Consider the following 18,744-nt stretch of genomic DNA (forward strand, 5'->3'; position numbering starts at 1 on the left):
AATACTTAATTTTGCAAAAATAAGACTTAGAGATGAAAAAAATAGTGTTTTTAGTGCTTTTAGCAATTGCTTTAGGCTGTAAGAAAGAACCCAAGGTTGCAGAGAATAAGATTAAGGAAGATGTTTATGTTTTAGCTGACGATAAACTTGAAGGGCGTCAGACTGGCACAGAAGGGGAAAGGAAAGCTTCAGAATATATTGTAAAGCGCTTTAAGGAAATAGGTCTAGAAGCAAAAGGCACTAATGGCTACTTACAGTCTTTTTCATTTAAACCCAAAACAGATCCACATAAGGAAGTAGAGTTTACAACCAACGCAGACAGTACAATAACTGGTAACAATGTTATAGGTTATATCAATAATAATGCACAAACAACTATTGTTGTAGGAGCGCATTATGACCACTTGGGCTATGGTGGCGAGGGATCACTCTACAGAGGTGAAGACAAAGCAGTACATAACGGCGCGGATGACAATGCTAGTGGAGTAGCTGTGTTATTGAATTTAGCTGAGCGTATAAAAGTTAAGAACGACAACGCCGAAATTAAAGACAATAACAATTATCTGTTTATGGCATTTTCAGGAGAAGAAATGGGCTTACTTGGCTCTAATTACTTTTCTAAAAATCCAACCATAAGTGCAGAGTCCATCAATTATATGATAAATATGGACATGGTTGGCCGTTTAAAGGCAGATAGTACTCTTGCGGTTTATGGAGTAGGTACTTCGCCATTATTTAAACAAACGATTAAAGCCCACAACGATAAATTCAAACTTATTGAAAACGAAAGTGGAGTGGGCCCTAGCGATCACACATCTTTCTATCTAATCGATATCCCTGTTTTGCACTTTTTTACTGGTCAGCATGAAGATTATCACAAGCCCGCTGATGACTCCGATAAGCTCAATTATGAAGGCATGAATCTTATTTCAGACTATATATTCAGTATCATTTCGGATTTGGATGATAACGGGGAGCTGGCCTTCAGAAAAACAAAAAATGAAAGTGAGGAAACACCTCGGTTTAAGGTTGGTTTAGGGGTTGTGCCAGATTATTTGTTTGATGGTGAAGGTATGCGTATAGATGGTACAAGAGAGGAAACGCCAGCTTTTAACGCAGGATTACAAAAAGGGGATATCGTCATAAAGTTAGGGGACAGCACAATAACGGATATGATGAGCTATATGCGAGCGTTATCTGTTTTTGAAAAAGGAGATGAAGCTGCTATTATTGTGAAACGAGGAGAGCAAACAATTGAAACTAAAGTAAATTTTTAATTGTACATTTAAGCCTAAATCACATCAATTATAAAATGAAAAAACTATCAGTTCTCCTTTGTTTATTTACACTTTTCTTTGCCTTTACTTGTGAAAATGAACCCCTTGATTTTGACGCAGAATCATCCCAAACAGATTCAGACTTATTAGGCGATTGGAGTCTGGTTGAGTTCAGTGTACAGGTTAGTACTTCAACAGATTTTCAAGGACAAGTAATCTCATCAGATATCGATATATATAGCACAACGGTAGATTATAATCTAAATTTCACAGAATCTAATTTCACAACTAATGGAGGCTATAGTTATGTGGCCGATATTGTTGCAAATGGGATGAATGTAGAAGGTGAACCATACACTTTAGAAAGCGTTAGTGGTAGCGGAAGTTATTCGGTAAACGGAAATGAAATGACAATAGATGGCTCTTTTTTTGAGTTTTCGTTTGAAGGAATGGACTTTGCTGAACTTAGCGGAGAACAAACAGCAACATTTGAAATAAGTGATAACGGTCAAACACTTGTGTTTAGTCAAGACGACACCACAACAGAAACCGATGCAGCTACAGGATTAACAACAACTAGTACACAAATATCTTCTTCCGTTTGGGCTAGGCAATAACCGTTATGAAACATAAAGCAATAATCACCAAAATACACTTAGTAATTTCGGTAATTATTGTTGTGCCAGCCGCGATCATTTACGGATTTGACTTAGGTTTTTTTTTAGATCTAAACCCATCAACATTAGATGAGAAAAACTTTTATAAAGCAGTAATGGGCGTTTATCTCTCATTTTCATTATTATGGATTTTTGGTGTTATTAAAACTAAACTCCTATTCGCAGCATTAATTTCCAATAGTTTATTTATGCTAGGTTTAGGCTTAGGCAGAACCATAAGTATAGTTTTTGACGGCTTGCCCTCTTTACCTTATTTGATTGGCACCTTAGGAGAATTCGGTTTAGGGCTTTACGGACTTTGGGTCTTGAATAGTAAATATTCTAAAAAGGTGTAATTTTGCCTTAAAATTATAGACTTGGTAAAAATAGGTGATATAGAATTAGGCGAATTCCCTTTGCTTTTGGCTCCGATGGAAGATGTAAGCGATCCACCATTTAGAGCATTGTGTAAAGAACAAGGGGCCGATGTGGTCTATACTGAATTTGTTTCTAGTGAAGGCCTTATCCGTAATGCTGCAAAAAGTGTTATGAAATTAGATATCTATGAGAAGGAGCGTCCTGTTGGTATTCAGATTTTTGGAGCTAATATGGAAAGTATGCTTCAGACTATAGAGATTGTGGAAAAGTCAAATCCAGACATTATAGATATTAATTTTGGTTGTCCCGTAAAAAAAGTTGTATCGAAAGGAGCAGGCGCCGGAATTCTTAAAGATGTCTGTTTGATGGAGCAACTTACCGCCGAAATGGTAAAGCGTACTAACTTACCGGTAACCGTAAAAACCCGATTGGGTTGGGACCACGATTCTATAAAAATTGTTGAAGTTGCAGAGCGTTTACAAGATGTGGGTTGCAAAGCCATTGCCATACATGGCCGCACAAGAGCACAGATGTATAAAGGTAATGCCGACTGGAAACCAATCGCTGAGGTAAAAAATAATCCTAGAATGCATATTCCTGTTTTTGGCAATGGTGATGTAAACACTCCAGAACGTGCTGTTGAAATGCGAGATGAATATGGTTTAGATGGGGCTATGATAGGTAGAGCTACTATCGGTAACCCTTGGTTTTTTAAGCAAGTAAAGCATTATTTTAAAACAGGCAAACACTTACCACCTATTTCTATGCAAGAGCGTGTAGAGGCAGCTCGTCGTCACCTTCAAATGTCCATAGATTGGAAAGGCGAGAAACTAGGTGTTTTTGAAACTAGAAGACATTATACCAATTACTTTAAAGGAATACCAGATTTTAAAGAATACCGAACAAAAATGGTAACTAGTGACGACTCTAAAGATGTGTTTGACACCTTTGATGAGGTTTTGGATAAGTTTGGAGATTATCAGTTTGCTTAAGACTGAATTAACTTTTTGGTAATTCGCTGCGAGGCTAAACGAGAGGCTATAATACCAAGCGCGATAATGGTTGCCAAAACAACAAAGACATTAAAAATATTTAACCTTACTGGATAAGGCAGTTCGGGCGTCAGCATTATTAGGCCAAATTGCTGTTGAAAAAACACTATCAGCAATCCAATGGCCACTCCTATAATTCCACTTATTAGAGTCATTAAGCTGCCCTGCCAAAAGAAAATGGATTTTATTGTTTTTGGCTCTGTTCCTAAGTTAAACAAGGTATTCAATGACTTTTTCTTATCTAGAATCATCATAATAATCGCGCCAATAACATTAAACAGGGCAATAATTATAACCAAGGTAAAAATGAGATAAATAGCCAAATTTTCGGTATTTAGCATTTTGAACAAAGCGTCATTGAGTTGCTCTCTGTTTTTTATGATGAATCTATTTTTAAATCTAGTATTTATAGCCTCTCTAACAATCTCCTCATTAGCATGAGGGCTTAATTTAATTTCAAGAGCACTAATTTGATGGTCTTTATAGTTTAATAATTGTTTTGCCAGAGCGATATCAGAAAACACATATTTGTCATTCAATTCTTCATTTATATCAAATAAACCGACATTGTTAACATATGCGGCATTGTAAGCACCTTTTATGGAGCTTATTTGACCCTTTCCTGGTTTAGGCACATATAATGACAACGCTTTTCTAAAGTCTAAAATCCCAAAGGAAAGATTATGGGATATTCCCCAGCCAGACACAACTTCGTTACTGTTTGGTGCAAACCAGTAGCCCTTGGTAACCATAGAGTCTATGTGGGTTACATTTAGAAAATTAGAGTCAACTCCTTTTAACGTTGCGAGTAGATTTTTGTTTTCAGATTTTATAATAATACGCTCCTCTATTACTTCCGAAAAAGAAGAGATATCGTGTATATTATTTAGGCCATTTCTGTCGTTTTCTGAAAATGTAAACGACTTACCTTCTGCTGGGAGTAACTTTAAATCTGGGTCAACAAAAGATGAAAACTGAAGACTATAATCCTTTAAACCCGCAAATACTGATAGGACAATGAATAGTGCTGCTGATGCAATAATAACACCACCTGAGGCAATTATGGTCATAATATTTATAGCATTGCTACTGCTTTTCGAAAGCAAATAACGTTTCGCTATATATAACGGAAAATTCACTTAAGATTTTTTGCGCTTATCTAATAAGTCGACATTATCAAGAGGGTTATCTTCGCCTTTGAGAGAACGTTCTATACCATCGATATACTCTAAAGAGTCATCAATAAAAAACTCCAATTGCGGCATGCGTCTTAATTGGTGACGTGTACGCTGAGACAATTCGTGCCTAATTAAGGGCTTGTTAGATCTTATGCCTTCTAACAGTGCTTTAGCTTCTTTATTTGGAAATATACTCAGATAAACCTTAGCAATAGACAGGTCTACAGTAACGTTAACTTTAGAAACAGAAATAATTACACCTTTTAGCCCACCAGATGAAGCCGCGCGTTGCAATACCTCTGCTAAATCTTGTTGTAAAACACCAGCTATTTTCTTTTGTCTATTACTTTCCATAGTGCAAAAGTATAGCATATTTAAAGATTATGGTATTTTTATATAACAAAAATCATAGTTTGCCAATTAAGAAATTCATTTCTTTAGCAAAAGATTAAACAATAAAATGAAAAAAATTGAACACATAGGCATTGCGGTAAAAGACATTGAAAAGTCAAATGAATTGTTTAAAGCATTATTTGATAAAGCCCACTATAAAATAGAAGAAGTAGAAAGTGAAGGAGTAAAAACATCATTTTTCAAATGTGGACCTAACAAAATAGAATTACTACAGGCTACTCACGAAAATAGTCCGATAGCTAAGTTTATTGAAAAAAAGGGCGAGGGAATTCATCATATTGCTTTTGCGGTAGATAATATTGAAGAAGAAATTAAAAGATTAACAAAGCAAGGCTTTGAGATGATTCACAAAGTTCCTAAAAAAGGTGCGGATAACAAGATGATAGCCTTTTTGCATCCAAAAACTTCAAATAGTGTTTTGATTGAACTGTGCCAAGACATTAGAGATTAAAATTCTTGTAGAGTTTTAAAATATATAGTAATATTGCAAACTCTTTTAAAGAGAAAATGATTGGATAATACCAATAGGTCCTATAACTCAGTTGGTTAGAGTATCTGACTCATAATCAGAAAGTCCCTGGTTCGAGCCCAGGTGGGACCACAAAAAGCCCTTCTAATTAGAAGGGCTTTTTTGTTTTAGGATAATATTTATTCCATTTAAGCGTATTTAGGCTTTCAATGAATAGGAATTAATATTATATTTGCGTTAAATGTTCATGAAATTTTGTGCGTATCTTCCCTAATTTTAGCACAAATCAAGCATTTCGTCGACAATATTTACCGTTCAAAGACGTTTTTTAATTAAAATTATTTTGTTAGATAGGTTTTTTTCATACATTTACGCACCCTTAATTGATAATATGAGGAATAGAAAAATCGTTATCCTAATCTTATTTTTATCCGTGGGTTTTGCCTCAGTTGGACAAGGAGCTACGCCTCCACCACCCGTACCACCACCTCCACCAGGCCTTCCTATTGATGGTGGTGCTATGCTATTATTTGGTCTAGCATTAAGTTTAGGAATTTACAAAGCATATAAAATTTCGAAAAAAACAGCCTAGTTTCTCAGGTCATTAAGCCGCTTCACATATTTCCCTATTACATCAAACTCTAAATTTACTGTATCGCCTACTTTAATGTCATTAAATGTTGTATGCTCGTACGTGTATGGAATAATGGCTACTGAAAACTCATTTGCTTTAGAACCAACAACTGTTAGGCTTACACCGTTCACAGTAATGGATCCTTTTTCAATGGTAATGTTGCCATACGATTTATCATATTGAAATGTAAAAACCCAACTGCCATTTTCTTCAATTATAGAAATGCATTTAGCGGTTTGATCAACGTGACCTTGAACAATATGCCCATCTAAACGATCGCCTAATTTCATAGCGCGTTCTATATTCACAAGATCTCCAACTTTTAACTTTCCTAAATTAGTTTTATCTAAAGTTTCCTTGATTGCGGTAACTATATAATTATTTGTATCTATAGAAACTACAGTTAAGCAAACACCATTATGAGCAACACTTTGATCTATTTTAAGCTCTGGAGTTATAGAAGTCTGCACCGTGATATGAAGATTTTCGCCTTCATCCTCAAGATTTTTAATGATTCCTAAATCTTCTATTATACCTGTAAACATAGTATCCGCTTTATTTGGTTAAATTTGCGTTTACAAAGTTAATCACACAAATCAATACCTTTACTCGTTTTAATAAAAAAATAGGATAATTGTATTATGAAGAAAGAAGAAAAAGTTGTTGTCGGTATTTCAGTTGGTGACCTCAATGGTATTGGACCAGAAATTATAATCAAGGCTTATGAAGACAATAGATCTTTAGAATTGAGCACTCCTGTAATATTTGCTTCAGGAAAAACAATGCAGTTTTTTAAAAATCATTTCGATAGTAAGATAAATTTTTTCAACATTGATAGCCCAGAAAAAGTGGCTCACGGCAAAGTAAATGTTGTAAATGTTTGGAAAGAATCCGTTAAGATTGAGTTTGGTAAAGAAGACAAAAAAATAGGAGAATATGCTATAAAGTCATTAGAAGCCGCCACTAATGCTCTAAAAAATGGGTTAATAGATGTTTTGGTCACGGCACCAATTAATAAGCACAATATTCAATCAGAAAAGTTTAATTTCCCTGGGCATACAGATTATTTAGCAAAAGCACTCAACGGCAAAAGTTTAATGTTCATGGTAGCAGACGATTTGCGTGTTGGCCTACTCACTGACCACGTACCACTTAAAGATGCCGTTAATCATATTAGCGAGGACTTGATTAGAGAAAAAATAGCAACAGTCTCAAAATCACTTAAGCAAGATTTTGGCATTAGTAAACCTAGAATAGCTGTGTTGGCTATTAACCCCCATGCTGGAGACAATGGTGTTATAGGTAAAGAAGATGATATTGTTTTAAGGCCAACCTTAGAAAAGATAAGAGAAGAAGGAACTTTGGTGTACGGACCATACTCGGCCGATAGCTTTTTTGGCTCAAATAATTATAAAAGCTTCGACGCTGTAATTGCGTCTTATCACGACCAAGGATTAATTCCGTTTAAAACTATTGCTTTTGGAGGTGGTGTAAACTATACGGCTGGACTTAACAAAATAAGAACTTCTCCAGACCATGGGACAGCCTATGAAATTGCAGGAAAAGGTAAGGCTGATGAAAACTCTTTTGTTCAGGCAATACATACTGCTATTAAAATTTTTAAAAATAGAGAAGAGTTCAATTATTACTCAAAAAATCCCCTAAAAAAAGCCTCAAAATAGATATCAACAAATTTTGTTGATATCTAGGCTTTAAATAACTAAAAATTTATATATTTGCAGGCTCAAAATGAGTGTGGTAATGAAGGCATTAAAAGATTATAAAATCCAATTTGTTGGATTAAAAGAAGGAGAGCACAATTTTGATTATAGCATAAACAATACGTTCTTTAAGAATTTTGAATACGAAGATTTTAACGAAGCAGATGTAAATATTGAATTAAAGCTCGTTAAAAAATCAACGTTGTTAGAGTTGTATTTTGAAGCGTCAGGATTTGTAAATGTTAATTGCGATCTCACTAACGAACCATACAATCAAGAAATTAAAGACGAGTTTAAACTTGTAGTTAAGTTTGGTGCAGAATACAACGATGATAATGAAGACATATTAATTATACCTCATGGTGAGTATGAGATTAATGTTGCTCAATATATTTATGAGCTTATAGTTTTGGCGGTACCAGCCAAGCGCATACATCCAGGTATTGAAGATGGGACATTAAAGTCTGACATACTTTCAAAATTAGAAGAATTGAGCCCTAAAGAGGGAAAAGAAGATAAATCATCTGAGGAAATAGACCCTCGTTGGAATAATTTAAAAAAACTATTAACGGATAAATAACATTTAAAATGGCACATCCAAAACGTAAAATATCTAAAACAAGAAGAGACAAAAGAAGAACACATTATAAAGCTTCTGTACCTCAAATAGCTACTTGCCCAACAACTGGTGAGCCACACTTATATCACAGAGCGCACTGGCATGAAGGAAAATTATACTACAGAGGACAAGTATTAATTGATAATTCTGCAGAAGAAGAAAACTTAGCATAAGTATTATGCGCGCATACAATAAAACGCTCACTTGTGAGCGTTTTTTTTATTTAAATTTTCTGAATAAGTGAAAAACCACTTAATTTGCATAATTATTTGCCAAAAAATGCTAAAAACTGAATAAAAACAGTTCGTTTTTGTCATTTATAAGTACTTTTAATTAATATAAAAGCTAATAATGAGTAAAATCACAGCGGCAATAACAGCTGTAGGAAGTTATCTACCAGACTACGTGCTTTCTAATAAGATTTTAGAAACCATGGTAGATACTAATGACGAATGGATTACTACACGAACAGGTATAAAAGAACGAAGAATTCTTAAAGAAGAGGGTAAGGGAACATCATTTTTAGCAATAAAAGCAGCTGAAGATTTAATTCAAAAAACAGGGTTAAATCCAGAAGAAATAGATTTGGTTATTGTTTCTACAGCAACTCCAGACATGAAGGCGGCTTCAACAGCAGCTTATACAGCTACTCAAATAGGTGCTGTAAATGCATTTTCTTACGATTTAGAAGCTGCATGCTCTAGCTTTCTTTTCGGAATGTCTACAGCGGCAGCATATATAGAATCTGGTCGTTATAAAAAAATACTCCTTATAGGAGCCGATAAAAATTCATCTTTTATTAATTATAAAGATAGAGCAACTTGTATCATTTTTGGTGATGGTGCGGGCGCTGTATTATTTGAACCTAACGAAGAAGGATTGGGATTACAAGATGAATTACTTAGAAGTAATGGTGAGGGTCGCGAGTTTTTACAAGCAACTTACGGAGGATCATCTTACCCAATTACACAAGAAGCTTTTGATGAGGGAAAACACTACGTGTTTCAAGATGGAAAAACAGTATTTAAAAACGCTGTATTCAACATGGCAGATGTTGCAGAGCGAATTTTGAAAAGAAATAATCTTACAAATGAAGATATTGCTTGGCTAGTTGCACATCAAGCTAATAAGAGAATTATTGACGCAACAGCCCAACGTATAAATCTAGAAGACGAGAAAGTAATGATGAATATTCAAAGGTATGGAAACACCACCTCTGCTACTTTACCATTATTACTAAATGATTATGAATCTCAACTAAAAAAAGGTGATAATTTAATATTTGCAGCTTTTGGCGGTGGATTTACATGGGGTTCAATCTATTATAAATGGGCATACAACCCAAACTAAAAACTAACTAACAAAAAACTATCTAATATTATGGATTTAAAAGAAATTCAGAACTTAATTAAATTTGTTGCTAAATCTGGAGCAAGTGAGGTTAAGTTAGAAATGGATGATGTTAAAATAACAATTAAAACGGGCTCAGATAATGAAATGACTTACGTACAACAAGTACCTGTTCAAGCGGCTGCGCCAGTTGTTCAACAACAAGCACCAGCCCCTATAGCTGCCGCAGCAGATGCTTCTGCTGCACCATCTCCCGCAAATGACAACTCTAAATATATTACAGTTAAATCTCCAATAATAGGAACTTTTTATCGTAAGCCAGCACCAGACAAACCAGTTTTTGTTGAGGTTGGATCTGAAATAAAAGAAGGTGATGTTCTTTGTGTTATCGAAGCCATGAAACTATTTAATGAGATAGAGTCTGAAGTTTCTGGTAAAATTGTAAAAGTTTTAGTAGATGATTCATCTCCTGTAGAGTTCGACCAACCGTTATTTTTGGTTGATCCATCATAACAATTGAAAATTCCAATCCACTAATCCCAAACCAAATTATTTGGAATTTGGTGCTTGGAAATTGAATTTTTAAACCAAAGGTTATGTTCAAAAAGATACTTATTGCAAATAGAGGAGAAATAGCGCTTCGTGTTATTAGAACCTGCAAAGAAATGGGTGTTAAAACAGTTGCAGTCTATTCTACGGCAGATGCAGACAGTCTTCATGTTAAATTTGCTGATGAAGCTGTATGCATAGGACCACCACCCAGCAGCGAATCCTATTTAAAGATCTCAAATATAATCGCGGCTGCAGAGATTACAAATGCAGATGCCATTCATCCAGGATACGGTTTTCTGTCAGAAAATGCTAAGTTTTCTAAGATATGTGAAGAGCACGGTATAAAGTTCATTGGAGCTTCTGAAGAGATGATTGCCAAAATGGGCGACAAAGCAACTGCAAAAGCAACCATGAAAGCAGCTGGTGTGCCTTGTGTGCCTGGTAGTGATGGCATTATCGCAGATTACGAAGAGTGCGTTATGATTGCCGAAGAAGTGGGTTATCCAGTGATGTTAAAGGCTACCGCTGGAGGTGGTGGTAAAGGAATGCGAGCTGTTTGGAGAAAAGAAGATTTAAAAGCAGCTTGGGATTCTGCAAGACAAGAGTCTAAAGCAGCATTTGGGAATAATGATATGTATATGGAAAAACTTATTGAAGAGCCAAGACATATCGAAATTCAAATTGTAGGAGATTCCAGAGGTAAAGCATGTCATTTATCCGAAAGAGATTGTTCTGTACAAAGAAGACACCAAAAGTTAACAGAAGAGGTCCCTTCTCCGTTCATGACAGATAAGCTAAGAGCAAAAATGGGTAGGGCAGCTGTTAAAGCCGCTGAGTTTATTAAATATGAAGGAGCAGGAACGGTAGAGTTTTTAGTAGACAAGCATAGAAACTTCTACTTTATGGAAATGAATACACGTATTCAGGTAGAGCATCCAATCACAGAGCAGGTAATAGATTTTGACTTAATTAGGGAGCAAATACTTGTAGCTGCAGGCGTGCCTATTTCTGGTAAAAACTATACACCTAACTTACACTCTATTGAATGTAGAATAAATGCAGAGGATCCTTTTAATGATTTTAGACCTTCACCAGGTAAAATAACAACACTTCATGCACCAGGCGGTCATGGAGTAAGACTAGATACACATGTCTATGCAGGCTATAGTATTCCGCCAAATTATGATTCTATGATTGCAAAGTTAATTACAACAGCGCAAACAAGAGAAGAAGCGATAAATAAGATGAAACGCGCTCTAGATGAGTTCGTAATAGAGGGTATTAAAACCACGATTCCATTCCATAGACAGTTAATGGAGCATCCAGATTATTTAGCGGGTAACTACACCACTAAATTTATGGAAGATTTCAAAATCAAAGAAGAAGAAGAATAGTATCAAAGCGGCCAATCGGTCGCTTTTTTATTGCTATATATCTCAGAAATATTTAATAGTCTTTCAAAAATTTACACACTTCTTTTAAATATATTTATAGAAGTAAGCTTTTTTTGTAAACTCTTTAGATAACCAATATCTTTATAATCTAATTAAAATTGTTCTATGATGAAAAACAATTACCCTAAATTCCTTTTAACTCTTTTACCGGCTTTATTTTTTGTGTTAATAGGAAACGCTCAGAAAACCCAAAATATGTGGTCTATTAACAAAACCCAAATTGAAAAAGAAGATGTCACTTTTTATAAGTCCAAACCAAAGCATTCTACTTTAATCAACATTAATCTAGAAGAGCTTAGGCAAATGTTGGCTAATGTACCACAGCGTCAATTTTCAACTAAAGATCAAGGTATAATACTACAATTCCCCAATCATGAGGGAAAGTCAGAATCTTACTTAGTACAAGAGGCCTCTGTAATGGAATATGAACTCCAGCTACAGTTCCCTGAAATAAGATCATTTGTTGGAAAAGGAATTGATAATCCTGCCGCAATAATGCGGTTTAGTATCTCTCCTCAAAAAGGATTTAGCGGGATGGTGCTATCTGATGGAAAAACTGTTTTTATTGAACCCTATACAGAAGACTTAAAAACTTATATAGCATTTATAAATTCAGATGAAGATGGTGCGAATGGGAGTTTTGTATGCGAAACAGAATATGATCCTGCAGATTTCAAAATATCCAATAAGGATTTAGTAACACTTAAAAACGCTAATGATGGAATATTAAGGACATATCGTTTGGCCTTAGCTTGTACCGCAGAGTATGCACAGTTTCATGGAGGTACTGTTGCTAGTGTACTAGCCGCAATGAATGTAACCATGAATAGAGTTAACGGTGTTTATGAAAGAGACTTGGGCTTAACAATGGCTATAGTAGCTAATAACCAAAATGTTATTTTTTTAGAGGATACGGTAGACAACCCAGACCCATATACAAACAATAGCGGAAGTACCATGCTTGGGCAAAATCAAACAACTTGTGATAACCTCATTGGACCTGCCAATTATGATATAGGTCATGTTTTTAGTACTGGAGGCGGAGGAATAGCACAGCTACGATCACCATGTACTATAAACAAGGCTCGTGGAGTAACAGGTTCGCCTGTACCTCAAGGTGATGCTTTTGATATTGACTATGTTGCTCATGAGATGGGACATCAATATGGTGGCAACCATACCCAAAACAACAATTGCCAAAGATCAAGTGTTTCAGTTGAGCCAGGAAGCGCTTCCACAATTATGGGTTACGCTGGTATTTGTGCGCCAAATGTTCAAAACAATAGTGATGATTATTTTCATGGAGAAAATATAAAGGAAATGTGGGCCAACATATCTTCAGGTCCTAGCAGTACATGTTTTACAAGTAGTGCAACAAATAATGTAGCACCAGTCGCTAGTGCTGGGGCTGATTACACTATCCCGTTATCCACAGCCTTTGTTTTAAGGGGTGTGGCAACTGATGTAGATACGCCTTCTGGTTTAACTTACTGTTGGGAACAAACAGATGCAACACCCGCAACCATGCCACCACAGTCTACTAATTCCGCGGGACCTCTATTTAGATCATTAGATCCTTCTTCATCCCCAAATAGATACATGCCGCCACTAAGCACGGTTTTCTCAGGTTCTTTAGCGACCACTTGGGAAGTAGTACCATCTGTTGGGAGAACAATGAACTTTTCACTAACAGTAAGAGACAATGAAGTAGGTGGTGCTGCCACGGATTCAGATGAAATGACGATAACGGTACAAAATTTTTCAACTCCATTTACGGTTAATACACCACCAACCTGGGGCGCTAATTCTAGCCAACAAGTTTCATGGGTTGTTGGTCAAACCAATTCTGCACCAATAAACTGTCAATCGGTAAATATTTTATTTACAACTAATGGGGGGTTGTCGTTTACTACACTTGCTTCTGGAGTTCCCAATACAGGGAGTGCATCAATAACGGTTCCTGGCGTTGGAAATACATCAAACGCTAGAGTTTTGGTAGAAGCTGCAGATAACATTTTTTATGCAGTTTCTGATGCATTTTCTATCTCAAATGCCCAAGACTTTAGTATAAATGCCACAAATGGTAATGTAACGGTTTGTAATCAAGATACGGCCTCAATAGATTTTAGTTATGTAACATCTAATGGTTTTTCCGAAACAACTTCATTTAGTGTTTCTGGATTACCTGGTGGTATAGGTTCTAGTTTAAGCCCAATGACTCTAAATTCAGACGGTATAGTTACACTCAACCTAACAGGATTAAGTGCGTTATCCAGTAACACTTATACAATAACACTTACAGCTACTTCACCGTCAATTACAAGACAAACCACGGTTGATTTAATAATTACAGATGGCGTTTGTCCATCTGAAGGGGATTTAAGTTTTCAGACAAGAACTACTGGGGTAATATTCAATACCATTAATAATTTGGATGCAGGGCCTAAGACCTCACCTTATTCTGATTTCACAGCAATTTCAACAGATGTTGAAGCAGGAAACAACTACGATTTATCTATAAGAGCCAATTCTGACGGCAATTACCAAATTATAACTAGAGTTTGGATTGATTGGAATCAAAACTGCGCGTTTGATGATCCTGGCGAAGAATATGACCTAGATTTAGGCACAACAGCCAATATTGCAGACCAACTAACAGATGGCTCTCCGCTAACCGTTACTGTACCAAACGATGCAGTAGAAGGAACCACCACAATGAGGGTAAGCACCAAATATACTCCTCCGGGTGGCAACGACTTCCCAACATCATGTGAGGTTGGTTTTGATGGGGAAGTTGAAGATTATTCTTTAAATGTCATTAATAATTTAAGCGTAAATGATAATGAATTAGACAATCTTATTATCTATCCAAACCCAAACAATGGTACTTTTACCATTAGCTTTAACCCAAGGTCTGGTGAGGACATAAAGGTTGAGGTACTTGACATTAGAGGAAGGGATATTTTTAATAAGACCTTTAGTAGTACAAATCAATTTAATGAAATAATTCAGCTAATTAGTGCACAATCAGGTGTGTATTTATTAAATATTTCAGAAGGGTCTTACAAGGCAAACAAGAAGATTATAGTTGAATAATTATTAATTTAAAATCTAAAAGCTCCTTATATTGAGGAGTTTTTTTTGCTATGAATTTATCCTATTGGGAAATAAAAACCTGGCTTACAAATGTAGACTTCACAATTGTGGGTAGTGGTATTGTGGGTCTTAATGCAGCATTAAGTTTAAAAAATAGATTTCCAAATACTAAGATTATAATATTAGAAAAAGGTATTTTACCGCAAGGAGCAAGCACTAAGAATGCTGGTTTTGCCTGTTTTGGAAGTCTTAGCGAAATCTTAGATGATTTAAAAAGCCATTCGGAAGAAGAAGTACTAAATCTTATTACACAGCGAATAAATGGTTTGCGATTACTTCGGAAAATGTTGGGGGATAAAGTCTTAAACTATCAACGTCTTGGAGGATATGAATTATTCACGTATGAGAACAAAGAGTTATATGATCTATGCCGTAAACAACAATATTATGTTAATAAGCTTTTGAAGCCTGTTTTCAGTGATGATGTATTTAGTTTTAAAACTAATAGTTTCAATTTCAAAAAAATTCAACCGGAGTACAGTTTTAATCAGTTTGAAGGGCAGTTGGATACAGGTAAAATGATGGAGGCACTTCTTCAGAAAGCCTTGAATTTTGGAATAAAAATTATTAATAGCTGTATAGTAGAGTCTTTTTCTGAAGACCTAAATAATGTAAAAATAGAAACCAACCATTTTGAATTTCAAACGTCAAAACTATTAATTGCAACAAATGGGTTTGCATCAAGATTGATTAACGAAGAAGTAAAACCAGCAAGGGCTCAAGTATTAATAACTAAGCCTCTTAAAAATCTGCATATTAAAGGTACGTTTCATTTAGATAGAGGGTACTATTATTTTAGAAATATAGATGATAGAATTCTATTTGGAGGTGGTAGGAATTTAGATTTTATAACTGAAGAAACAGAGAAATTCGGACAAACAGAACTTATACAGAATCAGTTAGAAGCGATTTTAAAAACCACAATTTTACCAGATATGCCTTTTGAGATAGAGCACAGATGGTCTGGCATAATGGGAGTGGGGTCTCAGAAAAAATCAATTGTAAAAGCAATTAATCATAACGTGTTTTGTGGTGTAAGACTTGGTGGAATGGGTGTGGCAATAGGAAGCAGTGTTGGTAAAGAATTAGCAGATTTAGCATGTCAATAAAAAAGAAATTATTCAACAAATGCAGTGTGGCTTTGGAGGCGCGCTTATCTGTAATTTCAAAAACTATTTTAGATCTAGAAACCTCATTACAATCTGAAACCAAAAGTAGCGCAGGAGACAAGCACGAAACGGGACGCGCAATGGTGCAATTAGAGCGCGAAAAGGCTGGTCAGCAATTGGCGGAATTACAAAAGAGTAAAACCTTGCTTCAAAAAATAGATTATTCATCAAAACACCATAATGTGGCACTTGGCAGTATTGTTTTTACGTCTCAACACAATTATTTTATTAGCATAAGTGAGGGTAAAATAGATGTAGACAGCATCACTTTTTATGCTATATCACCACAATCTCCAATTGCTAAATTATTGTTGGGAAAAACGGAAGGTGATACCATTATTTTCAGAAGCGGTACCTTTGCAATTGAGAAAGTAGCATAATAAATTTATTGATTTAGAACTTTTTTGATTGATGGCTAAACTAAAAATCTTTGTTAAAACTCTAATTAAATTTAGAGTAGCAATACTTGTACTTCTTGCTCTATTAATGTCTTTGGCTGGTTATCAAACCATTGATAAACTAAAAATAGATAATTCCTTAACAATTTGGTTCTTAGAAGACGATCCTAGCTACAAAGCTTATATAGATTTTCAAGAAAAATTTGGTTCGGATGAAATTTATGTAGCTATGTTTCCTGTTGATAATGCACTGTCTGAAGTGGTCAACAACAAATTAAAAGCACTTACAGAGGATATTGAACGATTACCTTATGTAAAGACTTCTTTTAGTTTGGCCAAGGCAAAGTATCCACTTTATGCTAATGGAAATATTCAGTTTTTGGAACTTTATAATAGTAAGCGAAGCGAAAAAGGCTTGAAAAGTTTATTTTCTAAATTGCCTAATGTGACGTCGCAATTGGTTTCAGAAGATTATAAAAATTTATTTTTCTATGTACAGCTCAATCCGACGCCTACAATAGAAACTAAGCGTAAAGCGATATTGGGAGAAATAACATCTGCCGTAGAACACCATTTTTCAGAATATCACCTTACGGGACCACCTGTTTTAAACGAAGCTTATAGCAAGGGTATTTACAAAGAAAGTCTACTCTTTGGTGTATTAACCGTTTTAGTTATTACCATTCTACTATTGTTTTTATTACCAAGTAAACGCTATCTTTTAGTGTCCTTGTTATCTGTAGCCATACCAGTAAGTTTACTATTTGGTATTATTGCTTCAATGGGTTTTGCATTAAATATGATCTCAATGCTCATACCAACCATTCTTATGGTTTATAGCGTTAGTGATGCCGTACATATTATAAATATTTATCACAAAGAAGGTATTTCTAACAGCATTAAAGATAAAGTAGATCTCATTTCTATAGCTGTAAGAAAGAGTTTAACACCTTGTTTTTACACTACATTAACCACATTTGTAGGCTATTTTGCGCTGTTTTTATCTCCGTTACCAGCATTTAAAAATATGGGAATCTTAACTTGTGTAGGATTGTTATTAAGCTTTTTGCTGGTTTATGTTATTACCATAATTGGGTTTAGCTTCATGTCCCTAAATTTTGAAAAAGCAAAACCAGTTTTAATATTACAATCAATTAATCAGACAAAATTTATAGATTGGATAAACACATTTACAACACAGTATAAGCGCACAATTACTGTAAGTTTTACAACTCTGTTGCTGTTGGGTTTATATTCTGTAACCAAGGTGAGAATAGATACAAGGTCACTCGATTTACTTGCTGAAGGAAAGGCAAAACAAGATTTAAGAATTGTTGAGAACCAATTAAAAGGCAGCTCAAGATTACAGTTAAATGTCTCTACAAAGAACGGTGAATCAATTTTAAGTAGAGAGGCCTTGAGGCAGTTAGAAGATTTTCAGAATAAGCTTGAAGAAAATCCGCTTATTACAGCTCCGGTTTCGATTGTAAATATTAAATCATTTTTACAAAAACGTTCGCCTGTATTATTTCAAAACAATGTGTTAGAGAGTAAAATAAAGGCTACACTATCAAGTGTAGACACTAATGATAATAGCTTCTTTAAATTATTTTCCGAAGACTTTTCTACAGCAGGTATAACACTTAGTTTACCCGAAATGACAACTTCAGAATTAGAAAAAATACTCGTTGATATAGAGCAAGATTTTAAAACGAGTTTTAAAACAAACGATTTTAATCTAAAAATAAATGGCTTTGCTGTTGTATTTGCACAGTTAAACAAGTTTATCCTAGAAACTCAGTTTAAATCATTTTTTGCGGCGTTTTTTGTGGCATTTATATGCTTATTGATATTTATAAGAAGCGTAAAAACAACGCTTTTAGTTTTAATTCCTAATATTTTACCCTTAGCTATTTTAGCTATAGCTATGAGTTTATTAGATATTCCGCTAGATGTATCTACGGCAATGATTACACCTATAATGCTTGGTATTGCCATGGATGACACCATACATTTAGTCTATAAATACCGACGAAGTAAAACAATTTCTGGCTCTTCAAAAGAGCGTATTGATGATGCTATGCATTATACAGGTAGTGCTTTAATCTCTACAACTATTGCTCTAGTTGGAGGCTTTTTAATTATTGCCTCTAGCGCTACACCATCTGTAAGTGATTTCGGAGTTTTATGTGCTGTAACTGTTGCAATAGCGTTGATTACAGATATATTTTATTTGCCCGCTTTACTAAAGCAGTTTGATAAATAGT

19 protein-coding genes and 1 tRNA gene are annotated in these 18,744 nt (G+C 35.0%); 17 read left to right on the top strand and 3 right to left on the bottom strand.

Annotated elements, in window-relative coordinates; genetic code table 11:
• The first annotated feature begins 32 nt into the window (after window positions 1-32).
• Genes ACPX19_RS05265 through dusB form a run of 4 tightly spaced genes read left to right on the top strand, consistent with a single transcriptional unit; the run spans window position 33 to window position 3,303 of the window.
• Entirely contained in the window at window positions 33-1,277 is a 1,245-nt protein-coding gene (locus ACPX19_RS05265) for a M28 family peptidase (protein ID WP_426431927.1), read from the top strand.
• A 35-nt stretch (window positions 1,278-1,312) separates the two neighbouring features.
• Entirely contained in the window at window positions 1,313-1,894 is a 582-nt protein-coding gene (locus ACPX19_RS05270; protein WP_426431928.1) for a hypothetical protein, read from the top strand.
• A 5-nt stretch (window positions 1,895-1,899) separates the two neighbouring features.
• Window positions 1,900-2,289 (top strand): DUF4345 domain-containing protein, encoded by a 390-nt coding sequence (locus ACPX19_RS05275; RefSeq protein ID WP_426431929.1) that lies wholly within the window; start codon window positions 1,900-1,902, stop codon window positions 2,287-2,289.
• 21 nt (window positions 2,290-2,310) lie between these two features.
• On the top strand, window positions 2,311-3,303 hold the full coding sequence (gene dusB / locus ACPX19_RS05280; RefSeq protein WP_426431931.1) for a tRNA dihydrouridine synthase DusB: 993 nt from the start codon (window positions 2,311-2,313) through the stop codon (window positions 3,301-3,303).
• Here dusB and ACPX19_RS05285 read toward each other — a convergent pair.
• Entirely contained in the window at window positions 3,300-4,433 is a 1,134-nt protein-coding gene (locus ACPX19_RS05285; protein ID WP_426431932.1) for an ABC transporter permease, read from the bottom strand. The two genes, dusB and ACPX19_RS05285, sit on opposite strands and share 4 nt — an antisense overlap.
• Before the next feature lie 69 nt (window positions 4,434-4,502).
• The gene (gene rbfA, locus ACPX19_RS05290; protein ID WP_426431933.1) at window positions 4,503-4,895 is read right to left on the bottom strand and encodes a 30S ribosome-binding factor RbfA; all 393 of its coding nucleotides are present in this window, start codon (window positions 4,893-4,895) and stop codon (window positions 4,503-4,505) included.
• Between the two features lie 106 nt (window positions 4,896-5,001).
• On the opposite strand from rbfA, the gene mce reads away from it, so the two are divergent.
• From mce to ACPX19_RS05305, 3 genes are all read left to right on the top strand, one after another.
• Window positions 5,002-5,406: a methylmalonyl-CoA epimerase gene (gene mce, locus ACPX19_RS05295; protein ID WP_426431934.1), complete on the top strand. Its 405-nt coding sequence runs from the start codon at window positions 5,002-5,004 to the stop codon at window positions 5,404-5,406.
• Between the two features lie 76 nt (window positions 5,407-5,482).
• A tRNA-Ile gene (locus ACPX19_RS05300) sits at window positions 5,483-5,556 on the top strand.
• A gap of 259 nt (window positions 5,557-5,815) precedes the next feature.
• Window positions 5,816-6,016, top strand: coding sequence for a hypothetical protein (locus ACPX19_RS05305; protein WP_426431935.1), 201 nt, complete (start codon window positions 5,816-5,818; stop codon window positions 6,014-6,016).
• Here the strand turns inward: ACPX19_RS05305 and ACPX19_RS05310 are convergent.
• The gene (locus ACPX19_RS05310) at window positions 6,013-6,603 is read right to left on the bottom strand and encodes a riboflavin synthase (RefSeq protein WP_426431936.1); all 591 of its coding nucleotides are present in this window, start codon (window positions 6,601-6,603) and stop codon (window positions 6,013-6,015) included. The two genes, ACPX19_RS05305 and ACPX19_RS05310, sit on opposite strands and share 4 nt — an antisense overlap.
• 96 nt (window positions 6,604-6,699) lie before the next feature.
• Between ACPX19_RS05310 and pdxA the strand changes: the two genes are divergently transcribed.
• The 10 genes from pdxA (at window position 6,700) to ACPX19_RS05360 (ending at window position 18,743) form a co-directional block, all read left to right on the top strand.
• Complete coding sequence (pdxA, locus tag ACPX19_RS05315; RefSeq protein ID WP_426431937.1) at window positions 6,700-7,740, top strand: 4-hydroxythreonine-4-phosphate dehydrogenase PdxA; 1,041 nt, start codon at window positions 6,700-6,702, stop codon at window positions 7,738-7,740.
• Window positions 7,741-7,819: 79 nt separating this feature from the next.
• Window positions 7,820-8,359 (top strand): YceD family protein, encoded by a 540-nt coding sequence (locus ACPX19_RS05320; RefSeq protein ID WP_426431938.1) that lies wholly within the window; start codon window positions 7,820-7,822, stop codon window positions 8,357-8,359.
• Between the two features lie 8 nt (window positions 8,360-8,367).
• Window positions 8,368-8,571, top strand: a complete 204-nt coding sequence (gene rpmF, locus ACPX19_RS05325) for a 50S ribosomal protein L32 (RefSeq protein ID WP_331808967.1) — start codon at window positions 8,368-8,370, stop codon at window positions 8,569-8,571.
• A gap of 178 nt (window positions 8,572-8,749) precedes the next feature.
• Window positions 8,750-9,748: a beta-ketoacyl-ACP synthase III gene (locus ACPX19_RS05330; protein ID WP_426431939.1), complete on the top strand. Its 999-nt coding sequence runs from the start codon at window positions 8,750-8,752 to the stop codon at window positions 9,746-9,748.
• A 30-nt stretch (window positions 9,749-9,778) separates the two neighbouring features.
• A complete protein-coding gene (gene accB, locus ACPX19_RS05335; RefSeq protein ID WP_426431941.1) occupies window positions 9,779-10,261 on the top strand; it encodes an acetyl-CoA carboxylase biotin carboxyl carrier protein in 483 nt (160 codons plus the stop codon).
• Window positions 10,262-10,344: 83 nt separating this feature from the next.
• Window positions 10,345-11,694 carry an acetyl-CoA carboxylase biotin carboxylase subunit gene (accC, locus tag ACPX19_RS05340; protein ID WP_426431942.1) on the top strand — a complete coding sequence of 450 codons (1,350 nt, stop codon included), beginning with the start codon at window positions 10,345-10,347 and terminating at the stop codon, window positions 11,692-11,694.
• A 165-nt stretch (window positions 11,695-11,859) separates the two neighbouring features.
• On the top strand, window positions 11,860-14,850 hold the full coding sequence (locus ACPX19_RS05345) for a reprolysin-like metallopeptidase (protein WP_426431943.1): 2,991 nt from the start codon (window positions 11,860-11,862) through the stop codon (window positions 14,848-14,850).
• A gap of 50 nt (window positions 14,851-14,900) precedes the next feature.
• On the top strand, window positions 14,901-16,019 hold the full coding sequence (locus ACPX19_RS05350) for an NAD(P)/FAD-dependent oxidoreductase (protein WP_426431944.1): 1,119 nt from the start codon (window positions 14,901-14,903) through the stop codon (window positions 16,017-16,019).
• The gene (locus ACPX19_RS05355; RefSeq protein ID WP_426431945.1) at window positions 16,010-16,459 is read left to right on the top strand and encodes a 3-oxoacyl-ACP synthase; all 450 of its coding nucleotides are present in this window, start codon (window positions 16,010-16,012) and stop codon (window positions 16,457-16,459) included. Before ACPX19_RS05350 ends, ACPX19_RS05355 begins: the two co-directional genes overlap by 10 nt.
• A gap of 31 nt (window positions 16,460-16,490) precedes the next feature.
• On the top strand, window positions 16,491-18,743 hold the full coding sequence (locus ACPX19_RS05360) for an efflux RND transporter permease subunit (protein ID WP_426431947.1): 2,253 nt from the start codon (window positions 16,491-16,493) through the stop codon (window positions 18,741-18,743).
• Window position 18,744: the final 1 nt, after the last annotated feature.

Source organism: Winogradskyella sp. HB-48, from assembly GCF_049942685.1.
Lineage (GTDB): Bacteria > Bacteroidota > Bacteroidia > Flavobacteriales > Flavobacteriaceae > Winogradskyella.

Coding starts and splice junctions, on each gene's coding strand:
- ACPX19_RS05265 (WP_426431927.1), top strand. CDS start 33: ATGAAAAAAATAGTGTTTTTAGTGCTTTTAGCAATTGCTTTAGGCTGT.
- ACPX19_RS05270 (WP_426431928.1), top strand. CDS start 1,313: ATGAAAAAACTATCAGTTCTCCTTTGTTTATTTACACTTTTCTTTGCC.
- ACPX19_RS05275 (WP_426431929.1), top strand. CDS start 1,900: ATGAAACATAAAGCAATAATCACCAAAATACACTTAGTAATTTCGGTA.
- ACPX19_RS05285 (WP_426431932.1), bottom strand. CDS start 4,433: ATGACCATAATTGCCTCAGGTGGTGTTATTATTGCATCAGCAGCACTA.
- rbfA (WP_426431933.1), bottom strand. CDS start 4,895: ATGGAAAGTAATAGACAAAAGAAAATAGCTGGTGTTTTACAACAAGAT.
- mce (WP_426431934.1), top strand. CDS start 5,002: ATGAAAAAAATTGAACACATAGGCATTGCGGTAAAAGACATTGAAAAG.
- ACPX19_RS05305 (WP_426431935.1), top strand. CDS start 5,816: ATGAGGAATAGAAAAATCGTTATCCTAATCTTATTTTTATCCGTGGGT.
- ACPX19_RS05310 (WP_426431936.1), bottom strand. CDS start 6,603: ATGTTTACAGGTATAATAGAAGATTTAGGAATCATTAAAAATCTTGAG.
- pdxA (WP_426431937.1), top strand. CDS start 6,700: ATGAAGAAAGAAGAAAAAGTTGTTGTCGGTATTTCAGTTGGTGACCTC.
- ACPX19_RS05320 (WP_426431938.1), top strand. CDS start 7,820: ATGAAGGCATTAAAAGATTATAAAATCCAATTTGTTGGATTAAAAGAA.
- rpmF (WP_331808967.1), top strand. CDS start 8,368: ATGGCACATCCAAAACGTAAAATATCTAAAACAAGAAGAGACAAAAGA.
- ACPX19_RS05330 (WP_426431939.1), top strand. CDS start 8,750: ATGAGTAAAATCACAGCGGCAATAACAGCTGTAGGAAGTTATCTACCA.
- accB (WP_426431941.1), top strand. CDS start 9,779: ATGGATTTAAAAGAAATTCAGAACTTAATTAAATTTGTTGCTAAATCT.
- accC (WP_426431942.1), top strand. CDS start 10,345: ATGTTCAAAAAGATACTTATTGCAAATAGAGGAGAAATAGCGCTTCGT.
- ACPX19_RS05345 (WP_426431943.1), top strand. CDS start 11,860: ATGATGAAAAACAATTACCCTAAATTCCTTTTAACTCTTTTACCGGCT.
- ACPX19_RS05350 (WP_426431944.1), top strand. CDS start 14,901: ATGAATTTATCCTATTGGGAAATAAAAACCTGGCTTACAAATGTAGAC.
- ACPX19_RS05355 (WP_426431945.1), top strand. CDS start 16,010: ATGTCAATAAAAAAGAAATTATTCAACAAATGCAGTGTGGCTTTGGAG.
- ACPX19_RS05360 (WP_426431947.1), top strand. CDS start 16,491: ATGGCTAAACTAAAAATCTTTGTTAAAACTCTAATTAAATTTAGAGTA.